Origin of the sequence: Bacillus sp. AFS055030 (assembly GCF_002574545.1) — a bacterium.
In the GTDB taxonomy this organism is placed as follows: Bacteria; Bacillota; Bacilli; order Bacillales; family Bacillaceae_G; genus Gottfriedia.
In genome coordinates this window covers 115,265-137,568 of sequence record NZ_NUGT01000077.1, presented here as the reverse complement: position 1 = coordinate 137,568, position 22,304 = coordinate 115,265, and the positions used below count along the sequence as shown (strand labels likewise).

23 protein-coding genes and 2 other annotated features are annotated in these 22,304 nt (G+C 33.0%); of the genes, 5 read left to right on the top strand and 18 right to left on the bottom strand.

The annotated features are described in order from the left end of the window. Positions 1–48: 48 nt before the first annotated feature. The gene (locus tag CN925_RS16695; RefSeq protein WP_098847677.1) at positions 49–1,089 is read right to left on the bottom strand and encodes a phosphatidylglycerol lysyltransferase domain-containing protein; all 1,041 of its coding nucleotides are present in this window, start codon (positions 1,087–1,089) and stop codon (positions 49–51) included. Positions 1,090–1,252: 163 nt separating this feature from the next. On the opposite strand from CN925_RS16695, the gene proC reads away from it, so the two are divergent. After that, positions 1,253–2,059, top strand: a complete 807-nt coding sequence (gene proC, locus CN925_RS16690; RefSeq protein WP_098847675.1) for a pyrroline-5-carboxylate reductase — start codon at positions 1,253–1,255, stop codon at positions 2,057–2,059. Between the two features lie 159 nt (positions 2,060–2,218). Here proC and tpx read toward each other — a convergent pair whose 3' ends face one another. The 11 genes from tpx to refZ form a co-directional block, all read right to left on the bottom strand. After that, positions 2,219–2,719 (bottom strand): thiol peroxidase, encoded by a 501-nt coding sequence (gene tpx / locus CN925_RS16685; protein ID WP_098847673.1) that lies wholly within the window; start codon positions 2,717–2,719, stop codon positions 2,219–2,221. Positions 2,720–2,810: 91 nt separating this feature from the next. Beyond that, complete coding sequence (gene ytfJ, locus CN925_RS16680) at positions 2,811–3,254, bottom strand: GerW family sporulation protein (RefSeq protein WP_098847671.1); 444 nt, start codon at positions 3,252–3,254, stop codon at positions 2,811–2,813. Positions 3,255–3,265: 11 nt separating this feature from the next. Then, on the bottom strand, positions 3,266–3,772 hold the full coding sequence (locus tag CN925_RS16675; protein WP_180232996.1) for a DUF2953 domain-containing protein: 507 nt from the start codon (positions 3,770–3,772) through the stop codon (positions 3,266–3,268). A 287-nt stretch (positions 3,773–4,059) separates the two neighbouring features. Then, positions 4,060–5,634, bottom strand: a complete 1,575-nt coding sequence (locus CN925_RS16670; protein WP_098847667.1) for an amidohydrolase — start codon at positions 5,632–5,634, stop codon at positions 4,060–4,062. Between the two features lie 107 nt (positions 5,635–5,741). Continuing rightward, positions 5,742–7,316, bottom strand: a complete 1,575-nt coding sequence (gene mbcS / locus CN925_RS16665) for an acyl-CoA synthetase MbcS (RefSeq protein WP_098847664.1) — start codon at positions 7,314–7,316, stop codon at positions 5,742–5,744. A gap of 231 nt (positions 7,317–7,547) precedes the next feature. Beyond that, a complete protein-coding gene (locus CN925_RS16660) occupies positions 7,548–8,420 on the bottom strand; it encodes an aldose 1-epimerase family protein (RefSeq protein ID WP_098847662.1) in 873 nt (290 codons plus the stop codon). A gap of 140 nt (positions 8,421–8,560) precedes the next feature. Continuing rightward, positions 8,561–8,770, bottom strand: coding sequence for an alpha/beta-type small acid-soluble spore protein (locus tag CN925_RS16655; RefSeq protein ID WP_098847660.1), 210 nt, complete (start codon positions 8,768–8,770; stop codon positions 8,561–8,563). Positions 8,771–8,851: 81 nt separating this feature from the next. After that, the gene (thiI, locus tag CN925_RS16650) at positions 8,852–10,081 is read right to left on the bottom strand and encodes a tRNA uracil 4-sulfurtransferase ThiI (protein ID WP_098847658.1); all 1,230 of its coding nucleotides are present in this window, start codon (positions 10,079–10,081) and stop codon (positions 8,852–8,854) included. 4 nt (positions 10,082–10,085) lie between these two features. Continuing rightward, positions 10,086–11,228 carry a cysteine desulfurase family protein gene (locus CN925_RS16645; protein WP_098847823.1) on the bottom strand — a complete coding sequence of 381 codons (1,143 nt, stop codon included), beginning with the start codon at positions 11,226–11,228 and terminating at the stop codon, positions 10,086–10,088. A 97-nt stretch (positions 11,229–11,325) separates the two neighbouring features. Further along, positions 11,326–13,026 carry a septation ring formation regulator EzrA gene (ezrA, locus tag CN925_RS16640; RefSeq protein ID WP_098847656.1) on the bottom strand — a complete coding sequence of 567 codons (1,701 nt, stop codon included), beginning with the start codon at positions 13,024–13,026 and terminating at the stop codon, positions 11,326–11,328. Positions 13,027–13,270: 244 nt separating this feature from the next. After that, a complete protein-coding gene (refZ, locus tag CN925_RS16635) occupies positions 13,271–13,918 on the bottom strand; it encodes a forespore capture DNA-binding protein RefZ (protein ID WP_098847654.1) in 648 nt (215 codons plus the stop codon). A 146-nt stretch (positions 13,919–14,064) separates the two neighbouring features. Between refZ and CN925_RS16630 the strand changes: the two genes are divergently transcribed. Together CN925_RS16630 and rpsD are read left to right on the top strand one after the other, a co-directional pair. Further along, the gene (locus CN925_RS16630; protein ID WP_098847651.1) at positions 14,065–14,553 is read left to right on the top strand and encodes a GAF domain-containing protein; all 489 of its coding nucleotides are present in this window, start codon (positions 14,065–14,067) and stop codon (positions 14,551–14,553) included. A gap of 297 nt (positions 14,554–14,850) precedes the next feature. Further along, entirely contained in the window at positions 14,851–15,453 is a 603-nt protein-coding gene (gene rpsD, locus CN925_RS16625; RefSeq protein WP_098847648.1) for a 30S ribosomal protein S4, read from the top strand. A 148-nt stretch (positions 15,454–15,601) separates the two neighbouring features. Here the strand turns inward: rpsD and CN925_RS16620 are convergent, their stop codons facing one another. From CN925_RS16620 to tyrS, 6 genes are all read right to left on the bottom strand, one after another. Then, positions 15,602–15,970 carry a hypothetical protein gene (locus tag CN925_RS16620; protein ID WP_286138435.1) on the bottom strand — a complete coding sequence of 123 codons (369 nt, stop codon included), beginning with the start codon at positions 15,968–15,970 and terminating at the stop codon, positions 15,602–15,604. Positions 15,971–16,104: 134 nt separating this feature from the next. Beyond that, on the bottom strand, positions 16,105–16,686 hold the full coding sequence (locus CN925_RS16615) for a YdcF family protein (RefSeq protein ID WP_098847642.1): 582 nt from the start codon (positions 16,684–16,686) through the stop codon (positions 16,105–16,107). 189 nt (positions 16,687–16,875) lie between these two features. Then, on the bottom strand, positions 16,876–17,010 hold the full coding sequence (locus CN925_RS21630) for a hypothetical protein (protein ID WP_088013475.1): 135 nt from the start codon (positions 17,008–17,010) through the stop codon (positions 16,876–16,878). 57 nt (positions 17,011–17,067) lie between these two features. After that, a complete protein-coding gene (nhaC, locus tag CN925_RS16605; RefSeq protein WP_098847639.1) occupies positions 17,068–18,447 on the bottom strand; it encodes a Na+/H+ antiporter NhaC in 1,380 nt (459 codons plus the stop codon). A gap of 18 nt (positions 18,448–18,465) precedes the next feature. After that, positions 18,466–18,927 carry a GNAT family N-acetyltransferase gene (locus CN925_RS16600; protein WP_098847636.1) on the bottom strand — a complete coding sequence of 154 codons (462 nt, stop codon included), beginning with the start codon at positions 18,925–18,927 and terminating at the stop codon, positions 18,466–18,468. A 54-nt stretch (positions 18,928–18,981) separates the two neighbouring features. Further along, positions 18,982–19,224: a binding site (T-box leader), on the bottom strand. Between the two features lie 4 nt (positions 19,225–19,228). Next, positions 19,229–20,485 (bottom strand): tyrosine--tRNA ligase, encoded by a 1,257-nt coding sequence (gene tyrS / locus CN925_RS16595; protein WP_098847633.1) that lies wholly within the window; start codon positions 20,483–20,485, stop codon positions 19,229–19,231. 66 nt (positions 20,486–20,551) lie between these two features. Beyond that, positions 20,552–20,783 (bottom strand) — a binding site (T-box leader). Positions 20,784–20,968: 185 nt separating this feature from the next. Between tyrS and CN925_RS16590 the strand changes: the two genes are divergently transcribed. After that, positions 20,969–21,544 (top strand): LemA family protein, encoded by a 576-nt coding sequence (locus CN925_RS16590; RefSeq protein ID WP_098847630.1) that lies wholly within the window; start codon positions 20,969–20,971, stop codon positions 21,542–21,544. Continuing rightward, complete coding sequence (locus CN925_RS16585) at positions 21,541–22,266, top strand: TPM domain-containing protein (protein ID WP_098847627.1); 726 nt, start codon at positions 21,541–21,543, stop codon at positions 22,264–22,266. Before CN925_RS16590 ends, CN925_RS16585 begins: the two co-directional genes overlap by 4 nt. Positions 22,267–22,304 lie beyond the last annotated feature (38 nt).

The following is a 22,304-nucleotide window of genomic DNA, read 5'->3' as shown; positions in this document are numbered from 1 at the left end:
CTTGAAAAAAGTAATGATATATATAGATTTTTTATTAAAGTAGCCTGTTTAACTTATTTTCATTTTCTTTTCGATTGGCTTCTTAAACCGTGTTATGTAGTTCAAAGATTTTGTTCCATGTACTAAGCGATATATGCTCGTGATAACCGATAGTAGTGTATATGGTTTGTATGCTAAGTATTTTGATTCCCATTTATTTGCAAATTTGCTTTTAAATGTTAATAATCCTTTAAAGTTATAGATTGAGTTACCATATTTAAAGATCAGCTTTGCAGATTTTTCGATGATTGATGATTTTGATTCTTGGCCAACATTTGCTAAAGGTGCCATTCCAAGACTGCAATTTTTAAATCCATTTTCTTTTGCCCAAAACATAATCGAAACAAAAAGCATATCCATTGTTCCATATGGTAATTCTTTTAAATATCTCATTAAATCGATTGTTATATTTTCTCCTTGAATCGGTAATGTCGCAAAAGCAATAACTTGACCATTTTTATCTTTTAAAATTCCTATCGGAAAATTTGAAACATAATCATAATGGAAAGAACCAACTGAAAAAGATAACTCTTCTCTCCCATTTAACCATACGTCCGAAACTCCTTTTAGTTCTTGAAGTAGATCAGTAGAATGGCCAGGCATTGATACTTCAAATTGATATCCCTGTCGAATGAATTTGTTCCTTTTTGTCCTTAGTTTTGCGCCTTTTTTACCTGCAATTTCGAAATATTCTAGTTCAACTATTGCTTCTTCACCTAATTTTAACAACCGATAGCCAGCTTTTTCATAAAACATTTTTGAGTTTTCATCTATTTGATAAAAGCACGGAATACATTTTATAGCCCTTGAATAATTTTCAAACTCCTTTATTTTTTCAAAAGAAATCTCACCAATTGGTTCACATAGAACAACTAATTTATTACCTTGTTTACGGTAAACAAATGCAGACTTTTGATCTTCTGATAGAAATACTTTTTTATCTCCAAGTAATCCTAAATGTGTTAATGAAGTTCCACCATATGTTTTAATAAGTTGTTGAATAATCTCAATTGTCGTTTTATGATTTGATTCTTTTAAAAATTCTTTCATAATACCCCCAAAACAAAGAGTCGTTTTTCTTTACAAATTCTATTTTACAAAAAAATATCCTCTTATGGATATCCATTAATTAATTTTTTTAATAGTGTATTATTTGGTAATCATTAGCTCCTCCTGTATAATTCAATTTATTATATATAATGGATGTGAACGAATGAATAAAAAGATTGGTTTTATTGGTTGCGGTAAAATGGCCCAAGCTATGATTGGTGGCTTAATTGATTCGAAGGTAATTGAAAAGCATCAAATTTTTGTCAGTGCAAGGTCTAATGAAACACTTGTAAAAGTGAAGGATTTATATCAAGTTCAAACATTAAATAGTAATATCGATTTAGCAAAACAGGTTGATTATTTGTTTCTAGCAGTTAAACCTGATCTATATCCAACTATCATTGAAGAAATTAAAGAATTTGTTTCAATTAATACTGTCATCATTACGATTGCCGCTGGAATTACTTTAGAAGGTGTCGAAAAATCATTCGGTAAAGAGGTAAAAATCATTCGAACGATGCCAAATACTCCTTCGCTAGTTAGAGAAGGCATGAGTGCACTTTGTCATAATCAATTAGTTACCGATGATGAGTTAGCTGAAGTAATGGAAATCTTCAATAGCTTCGGGAAATGCGAATTAGTAAGTGAAAAATTAATGGATGCGATTCCCGCAATAAGTGGTTCTTCTCCAGCTTATGTTTACTTAATGATTGAAGCTTTAGCAGACGGAGCTGTATTACAAGGTATAAAGCGTGACCAAGCATATAAGTTAGCTGCCCAGGCAGTTTTAGGTGCAGCAAAGATGGTACTTGAGACTGAATTACATCCTGGCGAATTAAAGGACCAAGTTTGCACACCAGGTGGTGCAACAATAGAAGCAATTGCCGAATTAGAAAAACAAGGCTTCCGCTCATCTATTATTTCAGCTATGGAACGTTGTACTGAGAAATCAATGTCTCTAGGTAAATAATTTTGACTAAGTAATGAGCACCATAACTTAGTAAAGTCATGAAGAAAACGGGCGTTCCAGGCTTTAGGCATTCAATATTTATGAATGCCTTTTTTAATACAAAAAAACTGCCGAGATTCTACTCGACAGCCTTTACCTCTTGATAGAGTGTTTTTTATATTATTTAGCAGCTTTTACAGCTTCGATTGCTGCTTCATAGTTTGGATGAGTTGTACCTTCAGCTACATACTCAACGTAAGTAACAACGTCATTTGAATCTACTACGAATACCGCACGTGCTAATAAACGTAATTCTTGCATTAAAACACCAAATGCTTCACCAAAAGATGCATCACGGTGATCTGAGTAAGTATGTACATTTTCTAAACCACTTGCAGCACACCATCTTTTTTGTGCGAATGGTAAGTCCATAGAAATTGTTAATACTTCAACGTTTTCTACGTTTGATAATTCTTCGTTAAAACGACGAGTTTGTGCATCACAAATTCCAGTATCTACAGAAGGTACTGCGCTAATTAAGCGTACTTTACCAGCTGAAGCCTCTAAAGTTACAGGGCTTAAATCGTTTGCTAATACAGTAAAGCTTGGAGCTTTATCTCCTACTTTTACTTCTTGTCCAATAAGAGTTACTGGATTGTTTTTAAATGTTACAGTTGCCATGATATTTCCTCCCAAAATTACAAAATGTTCACAACATTTATCTTACTGGAAGGGAACCTTGAATGCAATTAACTTTACTTAAATTTTATATTTAATCTAAATCTGGTTCAAAATCTTCAGCGTGGTGATCTGAATCATCTTTTTTCTTCATATATTTCTTTACTTTTTCTAAAGCTTGTGGTGTTAAATCCATTAACTTTTCAATTAAATGTGTATTTTGATCTAGGTGAAGTAGTTTAACACCATCTTTCCCTACGATTAAAAATGCAATTGGAGTGATTGATGCACCGCCACCTGTACCTCCTCCAAATGGATGTGGACTTCTTACTTCAGCTTCTTTAACACCATCTACTAAATGGTAATTTCGAAATTCGCTTCCACCAGCTGCAAAGCCAACTCCTACTTTTGATACGGTTAAGATTAGGCTTCCATCTGGTGTTGAAATTGGATCACCAATTATTGTATTTACATTAATCATTGCTGATAAATTTTCCATTGCCGCGTGCATTAAGTCTCCAATAGGATGTTGACTCATTGTAATCACCTCTAATTAGTTTCGATTGGATGTGTTGCTCTAAATTCTTTTCTAGTTTTCAAATATGCTTTAAGTAATAATAATCCCGCAAAGACGGCCTTTCGTACCGAAAATGAAAACCGTATCTTACCACTAGTTTCCAATACGGAAGTATAATAATTGGGCGTGATATCAATAGTAGGTGGATGATGTAATATCGTAAATTTCTTTAATAAGTTTTCAAAAATTCCGATCGCACTATAGGCTGTCCCAATCGATATCCCTGTTAAAGCAGAATTTCCAACACCGAAATGAATATGATAATTTAAATTGTAAATTTGTACTGAGTTTAAAAATTTTCTAATGATAGTATGTCCGTTGGAGTATAAATTTATGAAAAAATCAATTTGTTGTAGGACGGACAAATCTCTCTTTTTCTCTAAGTCTGAAAGATCTTCTTTTACTTCTTTCGGTCTCTTTAAAGGAATCGTAAAAGAAAAATGCAATAAGTTGTTCAAAATAGACAGTTTAATATTCATAAATCGTTCTTCATTTGTATAAACGGAAAAAATATTGACCTTCATATTTATAAAAAGTATGAAAATTATTAACAGAAAAACAACGATTGCAATAAAAATTAGAATAGAGTATATGTAAAGCAAAAAACCACCCTTTTTTGTATCATTATGGTCAAAGCAACTTCTAGATAAACAAAAAAGAATGGTAAAATACATACCATTCTTTTCGAGTAGTAAAATATAAGATTTTTGAAATTAGCTGATCACAGGACAACCTCAAAGACAACCAAGCTTGTCATTTTGTTAAATTACCCCTGTCTTTTATAGACAATATTTCCTCGGCAAATTGTTTCACTACATTTAACATGCAGTAGTTCATCTTTTTCTATCTCAAATGGATTTTCGTCAAATAAAATAAAATCTGCAAAATATCCTTCTTTTATGAGACCTCTTTTATCTTCTTGATGGAATGAGGCTGCACTATCAATCGTATATAGTTTAATTGCTTCATATAGGCTAATTGCTTCCTCAATATTATATGCTCTATGATCCTTTGCTTTTCGGGTAACCGCTGTATATATGCCTTGCCACGGATTAATTGTATCAATCGGTGTATCCGAACCATTCGCTATAGCGATTGATTCATTTAGCAGTGACTTAATTAAAAATGCATATTCATTTCGACTGTGTCCAATACGATCTACTAACCATGGATAATCGGCATAGATAAATGATGTTTGGACATCCACAACGATGTTTAATTCTTTCATTTCCTCAATTAATTTTGGAGATAAAAGAGAGCAATGGATAAATCGATCAGGTAGCTGAGTTTGATTAGGATATTTTTTAACAACTTCAATAGCTTGCTTTACTGCAAGATCTCCAATCATATGAAATGCTATTGGCAATTTATTTTCACGTGCTTTTTTTGTAATTACTTCTAATTTTTCTAAAGAAGTTACTTGTAATCCTGTTGTACTTTGATCGTCGTCATAAGGTTTTTCTAATAGTGCAGTGCGACCACCAAACGAGCCATCAATAAATGCTTTTACGCCTCCAAATGATACATTCTTATTCCCTTTATGTACTCTTCCTTTCACTTCATCCAAAGTCGTGTGATGAATTAAAACATGCGTATGAAATGGCACTTCATTTAACAATTGCTCATATAAATCAATCACTAGATTGGCGTTTCCGTAATAGGATAAATCCTCTGTTACCGCTCCAACAATACCGTATTGGTAACAATCTTTAATAGCAGAAATGATAGCTTTTGACAAATACTGATCATCAGGTGCTGGCATCGCTTTAATGATTAAATTGACCGCTTCATCATACAATAATCCATTTAAACAACCGTCCTCAAAGCAACCAATTTGTCCTCCTTCAATTTGGGTATGTTCATTTATTTGAGCATGATTAAGTGCTATAGCATTTACAAAGTAAACATGTCTGCAAGTTCTTTTTAATACAAACGGATTTGTACTTGATAAACGATTTAAATCATCAATACAGAATTCTGCTTTTGATTCCCACTCGTTTTCATTCCATCCTTCCCCAACAATCCACTCATTCGGGTGTGCGTCCTTTACAGCTCTCTTCATTCGTTCAATCATCTCATCATATGATTGACACTTTGATAAATCTACACGATTCATCGCTTCTCCATGACCGATTAAATGTAAATGACTATCTATAAAACCTGGAAAACCTATTTTTCCGTTACAATTCATTTTCTCAAATTGTTCACCGTCTAAAAATGAAAGCAGTACTTCAAATGTTCCTGTTTTTATAATTTTTTCATCTTCAGTGATGATTGCGTCTACAGTTTCCCCCTCACCTTCCATCGTATAAAATAAACCATTATGCCAAAGCTTCTTCATTTCATTCCACCATCCGTTCACATAAATTTGTTTATTAATCTGCAAAGTAAATTGTCCTAAAATCAAAAAAAGAGGGAATTTTCCCTCATTTTAACATAAGTATTTATTTAATTCGATTCACGTAATTGTTCCATCGCACGTAATTCTACTCGGCGAATTTTTCCAGAAGTTGTTTTTGGAAGCTCTTGGACAAATTCAATTTTACGTGGATATTTATATGGAGCAGTAATTTTTTTCACGTGTTCTTGAAGTTCAGATATTAACTCTTCCTGATTAGAAGCATTTTCAGTCAAAACAACAAATGCTTTAACAACATTACCACGTAAAGGATCTGGACTAGCAACAACTGCACATTCTTTTACAAGCTTATGTTGAACTAAAGCATCTTCTATTTCAAAAGGACCAATTGTATAACCAGAACTAATAATAATGTCATCACTACGGCCATCAAACCAATAGTAGCCATCTTCATCTTTCTTAGCGCGGTCACCCGTTAAATAATACTCACCTTTTCTTTGTGCTTTTGTACGCTCCAGATCATTATAATAATGCTTAAACAATGCTGGAGAACTTAAATGTACTGCGATATGCCCCACTTCATTAACCCCGACTGGATTTCCTTCATCATCAACGATTTCAACTAAGTTTCCTGGAGTTGGTATCCCCATTGATCCTACTTTTGCTTTAATATCCTTCATCGTTCCGATTAATAATGTATTTTCAGTTTGTCCATAACCATCCCTTACATCAACATTGAAATGTTTTTTGAATGTACGGATTACTTCTTGATTTAAAGGCTCTCCTGCTGATACAGCACTTCGTAATGCCGGTAATTGATATTGATCTAGATTTTCAACCTTTGCCATAAATCGGTATTCGGTTGGCGTACTACAAAATACTGTAATATTTTGCTCCTTTAGCAATGTTAGGAAGGTACCTGCATCAAATTTCCCTTCGTAAAAGAATCCCGTTGCCCCACTGCCTAATGTCGCTAAAAATGGACTCCAGATCCACTTTTGCCACCCCGGCCCTGCAGTTGCCCATACAGTATCTTCTTCAGTCACATCGAGCCAATTTGAAGCAACTGTACGAATATGAGCATAACCCCAACTATGAGTATGTACAACACCTTTAGGATTTCCAGTCGTTCCTGACGTATATGAAATAAACGCTAAGTCATCACTTTTCGTTTCCACAGTTAATACATGTGCTCCGCTAATTGCTTGGTCATTTAACGAAGTCCACAAGGTTTGTTGATTATGGATAGTAAATAATTTATATTTTCCGCTCTTAGCAATATCGCTAAACGTACCTATATATTCATCATGCGATACAATCGCTTTTACTTCGCTATGTTCAAGTCGATATTGAATATCTTTAACCGTTAACATTTCAGATCCAGGAATGACAACACATCCAATTTTTAAAATAGCTAAATAAACTACATAAGTCTCAACACATCTAGGCATCATGACAAAAAGTTTGTCCCCTTTTACGACGCCACTATTTTTAAATGTAAAGGCATATTGGTGAACTTTATTATAAAGTTCCTTATATGTTAATTGATGTGATTCTCCATTTAGGTCAACCCACTTTAATGCCACTTTATCAGTTGTAGCAAATTTTTCAATTTCCCAAACGAGATTATATACTTTTGGAGCGATTAGACTTGTACTGTTCATCTTAGTTAGTCCCCCTTTTGATCATTACTAAAATTATATTTTGTATTTTGCAAAATAGAATAATAATGGTTTCGTTAATTGTCTAATCAATTCCTGCTATTTTTCGACTATTTTTCTGAAAATTTAAACAAAAATTCACAAAAAAAAATAAACTACCTGAAAATGATAGTTTATTTCCCAGAAGAAAGTGGAATAAGATTCCTATTACGGGGTGCTCGAACATCCTGTAAATTAATCACTTTCAACTGTAATACTGTATGTACAAGTAAATGTTTCATTCGGATTTAGCATTTGAATTCCAAGTCGATCTTTCATTTCTTTTACTGGACCGATTTCATCTGCAACACCATACCATGGCTCAATACATAGAAAAGGTGCTGTTTGCGTGGTCCAGATTCCAACATATGGAAACCCTTCGAAATCAACTTTGATTTTATTACGATGATTTTTCGAACGAATTGTCAAACTGTTTTTATTAAGTTTTTCAAAAATTAACGCATCATCATTAAATAGTTCTCTAGTTAATGATAAATTTTTAATATTTTGACCGATTAGTTCTCTTTTACCACTTCGATATGGTCCTTCTAATTTAATTGTTTCTAATCTTTCTTCCTCTTCAAACTGTAAGTAATAATCCTCAAAAGTTTCATCTTTCTTCAGAGGTATATTAAACGCAGGATGAGCCCCTATTGAAAATGGCATTGATTTCTGATCATTATTCGTTACTACATATTTAATAAAAACAGTATTGTTCAAAATCTTATAATTAATCTTTAAAGTAAATTGAAATGGGTAGTTTAAAAGCGTTTGTTCATTACTGTTTAACTCATAGTTTATACAGTCTTCTTTCATTTCAGTTAATTGAAAATCCATATCTCTTGCAAATCCATGTTGAGAAAGCTCATAGATTTTATTATCTACTTTATATTGATTATCAATTAATTTACCTACATTCGGAAATAAAACAGGAGCATGTCTCCCCCAGTAAGCTGGGTCAGCATTCCATAAATAATTTAGATTATCTTTTTTTGTATAAATACCCGTCAACTCTGCTCCCTGTGATTTAGTTGTAATTTTAATAAATTCATTTTCAATATATGACATGAACAGAACTCTCCTTTAATTTATTCCCTCAATTATAACAAAGTTAATCTTTATTATTAAATCAACTAAAATAATAGGTAGAGCAAATAGAAAAGGAGTAGGTTTAACCCTACCCCTTAATCCATTATTATTTAAATTAATTATCTAGAATATCCACCAAGGCTTTGTTCAGCCATTTGTACTAAACGTTTTGTGATTTCACCACCAACAGATCCATTCGCACGAGAAGTTGCATCTGGGCCAAGGTTTACACCAAATTCTGTAGCGATTTCATACTTCATTTGGTTTAAAGCATTCTCAGCACCATCAACTAATAATTGATTGCTACCTGAATTATTTCTATTTGACATGTGTTGTCACCTCCTTGTGAGTATAGAGTGTGATAAAACGCATATCTTCATTCATATTTCGGTTGGTAATTTTTAGTAATTTTATAAAAGTGTGTCGATATCGATTTCTTCAACTTTTGTTGAAGATTGATTTCGGATCATTTCGTTCTCAAAAATGATTGATTCTCTATTAACTACCGCTTCATTAATTAATTCTGTAAAATCAAAACGACTCTCATAACGAGCTACTTTGTCTCGTTTTGGTTTTGTCGTTGGATTAGCTGGAGTAAAAATTGTACAGCAATCCTCATAAGGTCTAATACTGATATCATACGTATCAATTTTTTTAGCGATATCCATGATTTCTAATTTATCCATAGCTAATAATGGTCTTAAAACTGGATAATTAGTTACTTCATTGATTGTATGCATACTTTCCAATGTTTGGCTAGCCACTTGTCCTAAGCTTTCACCAGTTGCTAATGCAAGTGCTTTTCGATCAACAGAAACTTGCTCAGCAATTTTAAGCATAACGCGTCTCATGATTGTCATTGTGTAACTTGCAGGCATTTCTTTATGAATTGCTTTTTGAATTTCAGTAAATGGAATAACATGCAAAGTCACTCGTTTACAATATCGAGTAAGTTTACTTGCTAAATCAATTACTTTTTGTTTTGCACGATCACTCGTAAATGGAGGGCTTTCAAAATGAATCGCTTCGATTGACACGCCTCGTTTTAACAACATATACGCAGCTACTGGACTATCGATTCCACCAGATAGTAATAACATAACTTTTCCGCCAACTCCAACTGGATAGCCACCTGCACCAAATTCTTCACCACATGTAATATAAGTAGCATCATCACGTACTTCTACTCGGACAGCTACATCTGGATTATGAACATCTACAGTTAAATGCTCTGTATTTTGTAATATATACCCACCTAGTTCGCGATTTAACTGCGGCGTATTTAATGGGAATTGTTTATAACTACGTTGTACGTTTACTTTAAACGTTTTTACGCTATCACCAAGCTCGTTAATAGCTTCAAGTGCACCTTCTTTCATTGCTTCCAATTCAGTATCAACTTTTCTAGCAAAACTAAACGTATGAATTCCGAAAACTTCTTTTAAGTTGGCAGCAACCTTCTCATGGTCTTCACCATTTAATTTTATATACATACGATCGCGCGTCGCAGTGATTTTAATTTTTTCAAAAGCTTTTAATCTATTTCGAACATTTTCTCTTAATATACTTGTAAATCGACCTCGATTTTTTCCTTTTGTCGTCATTTCTCCATAACGAATTAAAATATATTCTACATTCATGCTGTTACCCCATTACTTTATATAAATTTTTAATTACTTCTTTAATAATTTTATTAAACTGCTCTACTTCACTCATTGTATTTTCATAAGAAAGACTGATTCTGACAGCACTACTTGCTACTTTTTCACTCTTGCCCATACTTTGTAATACGCGGCTTATTTCAAAGGTTTTAGAAGAACATGCTGATTTTGTAGAAATAAAAACATTTTCTTCTGATAGAGCATGGACAATTACCTCAGGCTTTAATCCTATAAATGAAATATTTATTATATGAGGAGCAAAATCTGAACGTGGTGAGTTCAACACAGCGAAGTCAATCTTTTCTAATTGTGAAATGAGTTTATTTCTCATATTATACAGGTGATCACCCATTGTTTTTTGTTTTTCCAGCGTGATTCTTAACGCTTTAGCCATCGAAACAATTCCTGCTAGATTTTCCGTTCCTGAACGAATCTCTCTTTCTTGTGAACCACCTGTCAATAAAGATGATAATGTTACACCATCTCTAATATATAAAATCCCAGTTCCTTTTACACTATGAAATTTATGACCTGAAATTGTTAATAAATCAATTGCAGCTTGTTTAATATTTAACGGTACTTTTCCTATCCCTTGAACAGCGTCAACATGGAAATATACTTTTGGATATTCCGTTAATAATCGCCCGATTTCGGCAATTGGTTGAATTGCTCCTGTTTCATTATTTACATGGATGACAGAAACTAATATCGTATCATCTCTTAAGGCATTTTTTAATTCATCAACAGAAATAAACCCATCTTCATTTGGAGATAAGTAAGTAACTTCAAATCCTAAATCCTCTAATTGTTTATAAGCTTCATAAATTGACGGATGTTCAATCTCAGTCGTAATTAAATGCTTCCCTCTTGAACGATGCATCATGGCCGTTCCTTTTATTGCTAAATTATTTCCCTCTGTTCCACCTGATGTAAAGATAATCTCTGATGGTTGAACTGATAAAAGATCTGCAATTTGGTTTCTAGCTTTTGAGAGTAATTGCTCAGAGCGTCCACCTAGCTTATGAATCGAACTAGGATTTCCAAAAAACTGGTCAGAAACAGTAATATATGTGTCTAATACTTCTTTATAAGGTTTAGTAGTTGCACTATTATCAAAATAAATCATATTTTTTTTCGTACCTCCATCTTGCTTGAGTCCATTTTTCATTATATCTGAAAACAGACGAAACCCCTAAGATTTACATCTATAGGGGTAGTGTGTACTATTGTTCATTTAGTATTTCTTGTAATTTATCGATTGCACCAGGTTCAATTTTTTCAATTGAAACAGCAGCTTCTTCTAGAGCTTCATTATATTGAAATTCTCTAAATAATTGTTCCGCCTTATCCATTGACATGGCCATTTGTACATTTTTACTTCTATAGCGATTTCCATATTGTATTACTTTTTCTACGAAATATCCTTGTTCAATCATATATTTTGTATCGTTATAGCAAGTATGTACAGCAGTTGCTGCTTTTTCTAGTAAAAATGATACATGTGTCATTTTTAATGGCTTTTTCTCTAATTCCAAATAAACAATTTGCATACTTTCTTGTGCATCTTGTATTTGTTTCATAGAAGCTACGGGCATACCAGGTAAATTAGAAATTTGAACAAGACGTTTGACCTCTAACATTAATCGCTTCATTTCAATTAATTGATCACGAGCTTGTAATTCATCTTTTCGAAGTGCTTTTAACATCTCAACATACATCGAATGAGATTGTTTCACATCTTCCATTTGTTTTTTTAGTAAATCTAATTCTTCTCTTATTACAGAAAATGCAAGATCTTGTTCTGCTACACGAATCTGCAATAATTCAAAGCGTTTTGTAATGATACTTACTTGCTTTTCAACCATTTTTTGAGCTTGAGTATCTTCATCACTTAATTCATAAATTTGCTGAACTAATTGAGTCTCTTCTTTTGTTTTTAAATTATCTTCTCGAATACTTTGTATTTCTTCCTGCGAAGTCCATATTTCTTTCTCAACTACAAATTTACTCTCTACTTCTTTTTCTAATAAATCATAGATTGAATCGACTTTTGCTTTCACAAATTCAAGCTTGTCATTTGCTTCTGTGATTTCTAGTTTTTTAATTAATTCAACACATTCGATACATATTTTAGAACATTCGATTGTTTCATTTTCTAATGTTTCAAAATCAAGCACATATCCTTCTGCTTTCATTTGCTTTAAACCATCAGTTAAATTATGTATTTGCGAGGGCATTGTAGTAGAAGATTCAATATATAAATCCGGTATGATTTGCATATTTGCTTTAAGTACATGAACCTGATCAGCAATTTCTTTTACTAAGCCTCTTGCCTCTAAATAGTTTCCTTTTTCAGTTGTTTCATTAAATAATTGGACTTGTTGTTTGATTTCATCCATCTTTTGTTCCAACTGGGTTTCAGAAATTGAATATAAATGTCGATGAGTTAATAAAAGCTTTCTTTGCTCAAGATACTCTTGATTTAACATTTCAATATCCGAATTATTTTGTTCTTCACTACCTACTAAGTCGCTTACCTCATTTAGAATTTTATCGATGCTTGATTCCGCTTCACTTAGGCTATTCTCTATTTCAGTAATCCCTGCTTTAGCTTTCATGAAATGATATTTATTAATTGCTTCATCTATTTCTGTGATGGAATCAGTTACTTTCGGTAAAAAAGTTGTAACTAGTTCATCCCAATCGGTTCTCCATTGATCAAAAAGCTCTTCCGTTTGGCCAGTCATATTTAAGCCCTTTAGCTTTGAAAGTTCATCCGTAACGGGCTTGCTCATTAACTGCATTCTCCATGCTTCAAGTTCATCGAGTTTTTTGTATAAACGTTGTCGAATTGTTAAGGCTACAATCATTAATGCGATAACAATAGCTATTACGACTAAAATTACATAGAATGTCATTGTCATTTTCTCTGATGTACCTCCCCTTTACTGCTATCTGAATCTATTTATTTGTACGTTATTTTTTGAAATAATAATATACCCTTTATTTAGGTCATAGTTAATAATAACATGATACAGTTGATTTTTGGCTTAATTTTTTCAATTTTTTCATATTTTTATCAAACTATAATCATTACTGTAAAAGCTTGTAGAAATTTCAGATTTTTAAACAACAAAAAACGCCTTTTTCATTGAAAAAGGCGAACTTTTAGGATGAAAGTTCTATTCGACTGACAAGACTCTCATCTATATCGATTAGAGATTCAATCCACTTCTCTACATACTCTTTATATCTTTCAAAAAAATACAGATCATTTTGCTGAATATACAATACTTCATTTAGGTAGCCCGGAAATAAGTAAGGTGTTGAAAGGAATGATTTTAACTGGACGAAAAAGACAGAAAATGGCATTGTTAGTTTCGGATTAGTAATACGAATAGCATCATAAATTTTAGTAAAAGTATAACGTTCTCTTGCTAAATAGGTCATCATAATTTCACGAATGAAAACAGAGTCGATTGTCAACTCTCTGTAAAAAATCGAAGCATATTCCTTTTTTAATAAATAATAATTAAGTACTTCGTCAACAAGGTTTATTAATATTAAATTTGCGTTTTTATCATACAATGACGAACAATGTTTATCTAAAATTTCAACGTATCCTTCTAAAAAATCTACGATAATGTGTTCAAGTAAACCTTGTTTACCTTTGAAGTAATATGAGATCGTCGCGATATTTACATTTGCTTTTTTAGAAATATCTCTAACAGAGGTACCATGATATCCATTAATTTTAAATAACGTAAGCGCTGTCTCGATGACTTTCTTCTTTGTTGCAAGTTTATCTTGCTCCATACTCGTCACCCTCTTTTACTACATCAATTCTTTTATTAATTAGCGAAATGATGATAATTTCCTCTACAAATCGCTCGACAAAATTACCAGTATTCTTCCGAAATATGCTATGATATTTCACATAAAATAGGGAAAGGGGTCTACAAATGTTTCAAAAAGTCGAATATTCAGGTACGAAAGAACAACAATATAATACGTTAACAGCTCAAGTTAAGGCTTTAATTGATGGTGAACACAACCTAATTGCTAATTTAGCAAATACATCTGCCTTATTAAATCAGTTTTTGGACCGAATAAATTGGGTAGGATTTTATTTAAAAGATGGAAATCGTGATGAATTAGTATTAGGTCCATTTGTAGGTCTTCCTGCTTGTGTACGTATTCCATACGGCAAGGGAGTTTGCGGTACATCTGCCCAAACAAAAACAGTTCAAAGAATCGATAATGTTCACGAATTCCCTGGCCATATCGCTTGTGACGCTGCATCTAATTCAGAAATTGTTATTCCATTAGTGCATAACGATGAAGTGATCGGAGTATTAGATATCGATAGTCCAGAATTCAATCGTTTTGATGAAGTGGATCAAAAATATCTTCAAGCAATCGTAAATTTAATTGAAGAGACTATTAGATAAGAAAATTTTATTTAAAAAGGAATCCTATCGTGGATTTCTTCTTTTTTATAAAAAGGTCAAAAGAAAACTGTCCTTGACTATTTTATACTATCTAGTTATAATATTATTTGTGTAAAATAACGCAGCGTTGTAAGCACAGGCTTGATATTTATTTTGTTCCTCTACTTAACTCTAAGAGGTGTCATCGCGTAACTCTGGCTGCTGGAGCGAGGATACATGAAAGCAAAATAAACAAACTGGGGCTACACGAACGTTTTTATTTTACTCCAAAATAAAAACTAAAGGAGGAGACAATCAATGTCTCGTTATACAGGATCTACTTGGAAATTATCTCGCCGTTTAGGCATTTCATTAAGCGGAACAGGTAAAGAATTAGAAAAACGCCCTTATGCACCAGGTCAACACGGACCTAACCAACGTAAAAAGTTATCAGAATACGGTTTACAATTAACTGAAAAACAAAAATTACGTCACATGTACGGTGTTAATGAGCGTCAATTCCGTCGCACTTTTGATATCGCTGGCAAATTAACTGGTAAACATGGTGAAAACTTCATGATCTTATTAGAAACTCGTTTAGACAACGTAGTTTACCGTATGGGTCTTGCTCGTACTCGTCGTGCTGCTCGTCAATTAGTTAACCACGGTCACATCTTAGTAGATGGCAAACGTGTAGACATCCCTTCTTTCCGTGTGAAAGTTGGCCAAACTATCAGCTTACGTGAAAAATCACAAAACTTAGCTGTAGTAAAAGAAGCTGTTGAAGTTAACAACTTTGTACCTGAGTACATCACTTTCAACGCTGACAAATTAGAAGGTACTTTCAACCGCTTACCAGAGCGTTCTGAATTACCAGCTGAAATCAACGAAGCTCTTATCGTTGAATTCTACAACCGTTAATCATATCGCTTCTTAGAAAGCGATGAAAAACCACAATCAAATTTGATTGTGGTTTTTTTATTATTTTATACAACAAAAAAAAGCCCTCGACTTTACTCGAAGGGCTACTTATGCGGAAATGAGAGGTGTATTAAAATAACCTTTTCTATTATTTTAATTTCACTACCGCTAAGTCATGTTGCATTGCATTATTACCTTCTTGTGGATCAAATGCAATGTCACTAAGTCCAAATACATTTACTACAACATCGCGATCTTTTGGGTGGAGAATTCTTATTTCATAAGCGAATAGATTTACTGGCAGTTGTAAGGATCTAAATGTTCTATATTGATTTGGTGCAATTGATATAGTAGATGGGTCAGCCATAGGAAGAATCACTGGTGAACCACTGGACCAGTCAAACATTAAAACACTCACAGAACGAACATCATCCGGGTCAACATTAAGTGCTTCAACTGTTAAAAATTGAGTACTAGAATGTCTTCTTAATACGCCAGTTGATAAAAATTTTGCCATCAATGTCACTCCTTTCATATTATTTGGACAAGCAATCCATAATAATATAAAATGTTTCATACAGAAAAAATGAAACGGACATTGGTACAATTTATATTATAGTTTTTATAAAAATGATAGATTACCCATCATTTTTATAGTTGTTTATAGTAAATAGCTTTTAAAATAGATAAACATTCTCTAAAGTACGCTGTCGGTATGATTACTTTTGGTGTTTTTGCAGGTAGACCAACTACATTTAACCCTTGTTTTTTAGCCAATTTTAAAGATCTAAATAAATGATAATCATTCGAAACAACGATTCCTTGAGCTTGATCGTTATGAATGAGTTTTTTAGAGAATTTCATATTCTCGTATGTATTTGTTGATAAATCTTCTTTAATGATTCGACTTTCTTCAATTCCTAATTTGATCAATTCTCTTTTCATACATTCAGCTTCCGATATCAATTCATCGTTACCTTTTCCACCTGAGACAATGATTAATGCACTTTTATGATTCTTAGCATATTTAGCTGCAGTTTCAATTCGATAACGTAGAGCTCTTGTAGGCTTATCCTTTTTTAAACCAGCACCTAACACAATAACATAATCGGCGTCTTTAGGTACTTTATGCTGATATTGCAAAATACTATTTACACCGATAAAAACGATACAGAATACATAACTTAGTATCCCAATAATAATTGTATATGTAATTATTTTAAAAAAGCTCATTACTTTTATCCCCTTAAATAAAATTACTTTAACTATCATTTTATCGAATAATTATGTATAGTTCACTAAATTTTGGAATATTCCACAAATATTTAATATTATTCCTTAAGTTACACTGCAAATAAAAAATCCCCTATACAAAAGAAATGGATTTCCTTTCTTCCGTATAAGGGATTGATACAACATTTATTATCTAGGATACTTTTCGCCCATAGGATTATGTTGATCCTTCGAAAGTCTCTTTTGATGTGCTTTCGTTTTTGCATCTACATGATTTGCATCACTAGGACGATTTTTCTTTGAACCACCTGCTGCATGACTCATTTTTTTCCCTCCATTAACCAGTTCGTACAAAAACTAGTTTACGTAGAAACAATTTGTTTATGCGGCATTTCTTGAACTTCCATCTTTATTTTCAACTTCTAGTCCTTTACCGAATAAAGCGGCTAACATACTGAATAATGGTGTAATAAATAATACGAATGAAAACGGTAAGTAATCAATAACAGGTACTCCTAAGGTGGAGGCAAAAAACGCTCCGCTTACACTCCAAGGAATAATTGGATTAAAAAGGGTTCCCCCATCTTCTAATGCACGTGATAAATTTTTAAGCGGTATATTTTTTTTAATAAATACATCCTTTAATAATTGCCCAGGAAGTAGAATTGAAAGGTATTGCTCTCCAGTTAAAAGATTTACCCCCATAGCTGATAATGTACTTGCAATCACAATACTTCCTTTACGTTTCAAATTAAATAGCGATTGAATTAATGTCTCAAATACTCGAAGCTCTTGTAATAATCCACCTAAAGCAAGGGCAATGAAAATTAATGACACAGACCACATCATCGATTGTAATCCTCCCCGGTTAACAATCGAATTAAGCATTTCATTTCCTGTATCCATTTGGAATCCATTTTGTAATGTTGTAAACACTTTTGCAAGCGTAATATCCTTTTGAATAAAAAATGCTAAAACTAACGAACTAACAATACCAGCCGACATCGTTGGTAAAGTAGAAAAACCTTTAAATGCCATAATGAAAACAATTAAACATGGGATTAGTAACAAAGGATTCACTTCAAAACTAGATGATATTGCTTTTTTCATTTCTGTAACTTGCGCCATATCTGTATTTCCATGACCCATACCAATGATTAAGAATAAAATAACTGTCACAATTAATGCTGGAATTGTTGTATATGCCATGTGTCGAATATGTTCATTAACCTTTATTCCTAAAATACTTGGAACAAAATTCGTTGTATCCGATATTGGTGACATCTTATCACCAAAACACGCACCACTAATGATCGCGCCTGCTGCAATTGCTGGTGGAATCCCCATAATATGAGCGATTCCCATTAACGCTACGCCAACTGTAGCAATTGTTGTGAAAGTACTACCCGTAAAACTAGCAACTATGATCGTAATAAAAATTGCACTGATTGCAAACCACTTAGCAGAAAGAACAGAAATTCCGTAAAATAATAATGTAGGAACTGTACCACTTAGCATCCAAGAGCCAATTAATAGGCCAATCATCATTAAAATTAATGTCGGGGACAATCCATTCTGAATCCCCTTCTTCATCCCATTTTCAATCTGTTCCCATTTAAACCCTTTAAATAATCCAAATACCGCTAAACAAACAACACATAAAAGAAGCGGAATTTGAGGATCTGATTTCATAACAACTAGACAACTAGACATAATAACTGTAAACAGTGCAATTAACGCACCTAATTCCATATTTTTCATTTTAATACTCTCCCTTATTTATATTTCCATATATACATGTTCACGATGTTTTACGAATCCGAGTTTTTCATAAAAGCTTCTTGCATTTTTATTATCGATCCAGTAATCTAGCTCAATTCTAGATAGATTATTCTCGCGAGCAAACGAAGCAATTTTATGGATTAAGAATGAACCGTATCCTTTATTTCTTTTTTCTTCATTAATACTTATTTGATGAATATACCCTAGCCGAAAAGCTTTTTTAATCGGTCCTTCAGGTATATTTTTTATTTCAATCCAAGCATATCCAACCAATTCGTCAATATCTTTTACTATGAAAAAATAATGCCCCGGTTTCTCAACTACACTCTTAAAAAACTCAGTTATCTCATCCAGATTGTGAACCTTAAAAAAATCCGGAAACAATTCTGCATGTAAATTTTGAACACCCTCATTAAGTTTTGCCAATATTCGGTAATCTTTCGTTGCAACAATCTCCATGTTTTTACACCCTTTCAAAAAAAGACAATAAAAAATCGAGGAGTCCCTATTAAAAATAGGGACGACCTCGATCGCGTTACCACCCTAGTTATAAGAAACAATACTATTACTAGTAAAATTCCTTATCACTCGAATCTGTAACGTAGATTTACGTTCTTCCCTCCATTAGTCCAACTAACTTCGAAAAGAAAACTCCCGAAATGTAATTCATTTGATTGTGTAGACGAGTTTTCACCAACCACTCGCTCTCTGGACTACTTCCAACCAAACTACTGCTTTTTCGTTCACTGTTTGTTCGATATTATAATGTAACCAAGTGGTATTTCTTCTTACCACGACGGATAATAATAAATTGTTCTTCGATTGCATCTTGTTTAGTTAACACTTTTGCAACGTCTTGTATACGATCTCCATTTACATATACCGCACCGTTTTGTACATCTTCACGTGCTTGACGTTTTGATGGAGAAATTTTTGCTTCAACTAATAAGTCGACTAACCCTTTTTCCGCTTCACTTAAATTAAATGAAGGTACATCTTTAAAACCTTGTTTAATTTCAGCAGCTGTTAATTCTTTTACAGATCCACTAAATAGTGCTTCTGTAATTTTAATTGCTTGATCAAGTGCCTCTTCACCGTGAACAAGTTTTGTTACTTCAGCGGCTAATGCTTTTTGAGCAACACGTTGTTCTGGTGCTTCATTAAATTGTTTCTCAAGCTCTAAAATTTCCTCTTTCGTTAAGAAAGTAAAGTATTTCAAGTATTTAACTACATCACGGTCATCTGTATTAATCCAGAATTGGTAGAATTCGTATGGAGTTGTTTTTTCAGGATCTAACCAAACTGCTCCACCTTCTGTTTTACCAAATTTAGAACCATCAGCTTTTGTTACTAAAGGTACTGTAAGTCCGAAAGCTTTCGAATCTTCTTCTGTCTTACGGATTAATTCCATACCAGCTGTAATATTACCCCATTGGTCACTACCACCAATTTGTAATTTACAATTATGGTCTTGGTATAATTTTAAGAAATCATATGATTGTAAAATCATGTAACTGAACTCAGTAAATGAAATACCTGCTTCTAATCGAGATGCAACTGAGTCTTTAGCTAGCATGTAGTTTAATCCGAAGTTTTTACCGATATCACGTAAGAATGTAATAACATCTAATTCGCCAGTCCAATCAAAGTTATTCACTACTTTAGCAGCATTGTCACCTTCGAAGCTTAAAAATGGTAATAGTTGAGTACGAATTCGTTCACTGAACATTTTTACTGTATCAGCAGTATTTAACGTACGTTCTGCCTTTTTACCACTCGGGTCACCGATCATTCCAGTTGCGCCACCTACTACACCGATAGGTTTATGACCTGCAACTTGAAATCTCTTTAACATTAACACTGGTAACAAGTGACCGATGTGCAAGCTATCACCAGTTGGGTCAAAACCACAATATAATGAAACTGATTCTTCGCTTAATAATTTTTGTAGACCTTCTTCATCTGTCATTTGATTAATTAATCCACGAAATTCTAAATCTTGTAAGATATTTTCCATTTTTAGCCCACCCCTTTTATGATCTATACGTCATTTAAACAAAACAAAAAGTCCCTACTGTTAAACAGTAGGGACGAATAATTATAATCGCGGTACCACCCTAGTTGTAGTTAATAAAACTAACTACCTCTCTTACAATTAACGGTTGTTAACCGTTCTAATCCTAATTTGCACTAAACAAATTTCGAAAAAGAATGCTCCAGGGTGTAATTCATGTCAATGACTGTGCTAATTCTCACCAACCATTAGCTCTCTGATCCAATACCATTCACACTACTAAGCCTTTCAACGCTCACTATTAAAATGTTATGAAACATTTATATCATAAATAAAACGATTAAGTCAAATAGATAATTAAACTTTTATTAAATTTATTTAAATTATCATTCAATATTTGAATATAAATGATTTATATCAAATAATATGGTTAAATATTAATACTAACATCTTAAAAATACATATTTTGGAAATGGAGTGTTTTTCTTGAAGAATAAAGGAATATGGATTGCTTTAACTATTGTAGTCGTTCTAATCTTTATGGGTGTCGGAAGCTATAATAGCTTTGTAACTCAAGAAGAAAATGTCACAAATAAAATGTCTCAAGTTGATAACCAACTAAAGCGTCGTTCAGATTTAATACCAAACTTAGTAAATACAGTAAAAGGATATGCTACACAAGAGAAAGATGTGATTGCTTCAGTAACAGATGCACGAGCAAAATTAGCTGGTGCTCAAACGACTGCTGATAAAAGTAAAGCCGATGCAGAATTATCTGGAGCGCTAAGCCGTCTTTTAGTTGTCGTAGAAAACTATCCTGATTTAAAATCAAATCAAAATTTCCAAGCATTAATGGATAGCCTAGAAGGAACTGAAAATCGACTTGCGATTGCTCGTAAAGATTATAATGATGCAGTAACTGTTTATAATCAAAAAATCAAAAAATTCCCGGGTGTACTAGTAGCGGGACCTTTTGGATTCGAGAAGAAAGATTACTTTGAAGTATCTGAAAAAGATCAAGCTACACCTGAGGTTGACTTTAGTGGCGATGGTAATAAATGAGAAAATTTCTCTCATCGATATTCCTAATAGGATTTCTTTTTTCATTTGCTACTGGAGCAAATGCCGAAATTAAAATACCTTCTCAAGTAGGAGACATTTATGTACAAGATTATGCAAATGTTCTTAACAGAGAAGATACGCAAACGCTAATTCAATTAGGTAGAAAATTGGAAGACACTACGACTGCTCAACTTGCGGTATTAACAATCCCAAGTTTGGAAGGAAATGATATTAAAGAATATGCTAATACAGCATTTCGAAAATATGGCTTAGGTAATAAAGAGAAAAATAATGGTGTTCTTTTGTTATATGCTAAAAAAGACAGACAAATAAGAATCGAAGTAGGATACGGTTTAGAAGGGGTTGTAACAGATATTAGATCTGGTAACATTCTGGACCAAAGTGCGATCCCATATTTGAAAAAAGGTGAAGAATCCCTTGCAATAACAAACACCTATAAATCACTTTATAATGTTATTTTAAATGGCTCTGAACAAACCAGTCATTCTAAAACAAGTCATTTATGGGACAATTTAAAAGTATTCATCATCATAGCGATTGTGATTGGGATCATCATCATTGATATGATGTTCTTCAATGGTGTACTTACTTATTTCATTTTGAATTTATTACCTGCACTATTAAACTCCTCGGGCGGTGGTGGCCCAAGAGGTGGCGGTGGGGGAAGCTCTGGCGGCGGCGGCTCCGATCGAAAATTTTAGAAAAACAAAAAACCATTGGAACTTTTTCCAATGGTTTT

Excerpts from the sequence above, each read along its gene's own strand:
- CN925_RS16695 (WP_098847677.1), bottom strand. The coding sequence starts at position 1,089 with ATGAAAGAATTTTTAAAAGAATCAAATCATAAAACGACAATTGAGATT.
- proC (WP_098847675.1), top strand. The coding sequence starts at position 1,253 with ATGAATAAAAAGATTGGTTTTATTGGTTGCGGTAAAATGGCCCAAGCT.
- tpx (WP_098847673.1), bottom strand. The coding sequence starts at position 2,719 with ATGGCAACTGTAACATTTAAAAACAATCCAGTAACTCTTATTGGACAA.
- ytfJ (WP_098847671.1), bottom strand. The coding sequence starts at position 3,254 with ATGAGTCAACATCCTATTGGAGACTTAATGCACGCGGCAATGGAAAAT.
- CN925_RS16675 (WP_180232996.1), bottom strand. The coding sequence starts at position 3,772 with ATGAATATTAAACTGTCTATTTTGAACAACTTATTGCATTTTTCTTTT.
- CN925_RS16670 (WP_098847667.1), bottom strand. The coding sequence starts at position 5,634 with ATGAAGAAGCTTTGGCATAATGGTTTATTTTATACGATGGAAGGTGAG.
- mbcS (WP_098847664.1), bottom strand. The coding sequence starts at position 7,316 with ATGAACAGTACAAGTCTAATCGCTCCAAAAGTATATAATCTCGTTTGG.
- CN925_RS16660 (WP_098847662.1), bottom strand. The coding sequence starts at position 8,420 with ATGTCATATATTGAAAATGAATTTATTAAAATTACAACTAAATCACAG.
- CN925_RS16655 (WP_098847660.1), bottom strand. The coding sequence starts at position 8,770 with ATGTCAAATAGAAATAATTCAGGTAGCAATCAATTATTAGTTGATGGT.
- thiI (WP_098847658.1), bottom strand. The coding sequence starts at position 10,081 with ATGAATGTAGAATATATTTTAATTCGTTATGGAGAAATGACGACAAAA.
- CN925_RS16645 (WP_098847823.1), bottom strand. The coding sequence starts at position 11,228 with ATGATTTATTTTGATAATAGTGCAACTACTAAACCTTATAAAGAAGTA.
- ezrA (WP_098847656.1), bottom strand. The coding sequence starts at position 13,026 with ATGACAATGACATTCTATGTAATTTTAGTCGTAATAGCTATTGTTATC.
- refZ (WP_098847654.1), bottom strand. The coding sequence starts at position 13,918 with ATGGAGCAAGATAAACTTGCAACAAAGAAGAAAGTCATCGAGACAGCG.
- CN925_RS16630 (WP_098847651.1), top strand. The coding sequence starts at position 14,065 with ATGTTTCAAAAAGTCGAATATTCAGGTACGAAAGAACAACAATATAAT.
- rpsD (WP_098847648.1), top strand. The coding sequence starts at position 14,851 with ATGTCTCGTTATACAGGATCTACTTGGAAATTATCTCGCCGTTTAGGC.
- CN925_RS16620 (WP_286138435.1), bottom strand. The coding sequence starts at position 15,970 with ATGGCAAAATTTTTATCAACTGGCGTATTAAGAAGACATTCTAGTACT.
- CN925_RS16615 (WP_098847642.1), bottom strand. The coding sequence starts at position 16,686 with ATGAGCTTTTTTAAAATAATTACATATACAATTATTATTGGGATACTA.
- CN925_RS21630 (WP_088013475.1), bottom strand. The coding sequence starts at position 17,010 with ATGAGTCATGCAGCAGGTGGTTCAAAGAAAAATCGTCCTAGTGATGCA.
- nhaC (WP_098847639.1), bottom strand. The coding sequence starts at position 18,447 with ATGAAAAATATGGAATTAGGTGCGTTAATTGCACTGTTTACAGTTATT.
- CN925_RS16600 (WP_098847636.1), bottom strand. The coding sequence starts at position 18,927 with ATGGAGATTGTTGCAACGAAAGATTACCGAATATTGGCAAAACTTAAT.
- tyrS (WP_098847633.1), bottom strand. The coding sequence starts at position 20,485 with ATGGAAAATATCTTACAAGATTTAGAATTTCGTGGATTAATTAATCAA.
- CN925_RS16585 (WP_098847627.1), top strand. The coding sequence starts at position 21,541 with ATGAGAAAATTTCTCTCATCGATATTCCTAATAGGATTTCTTTTTTCA.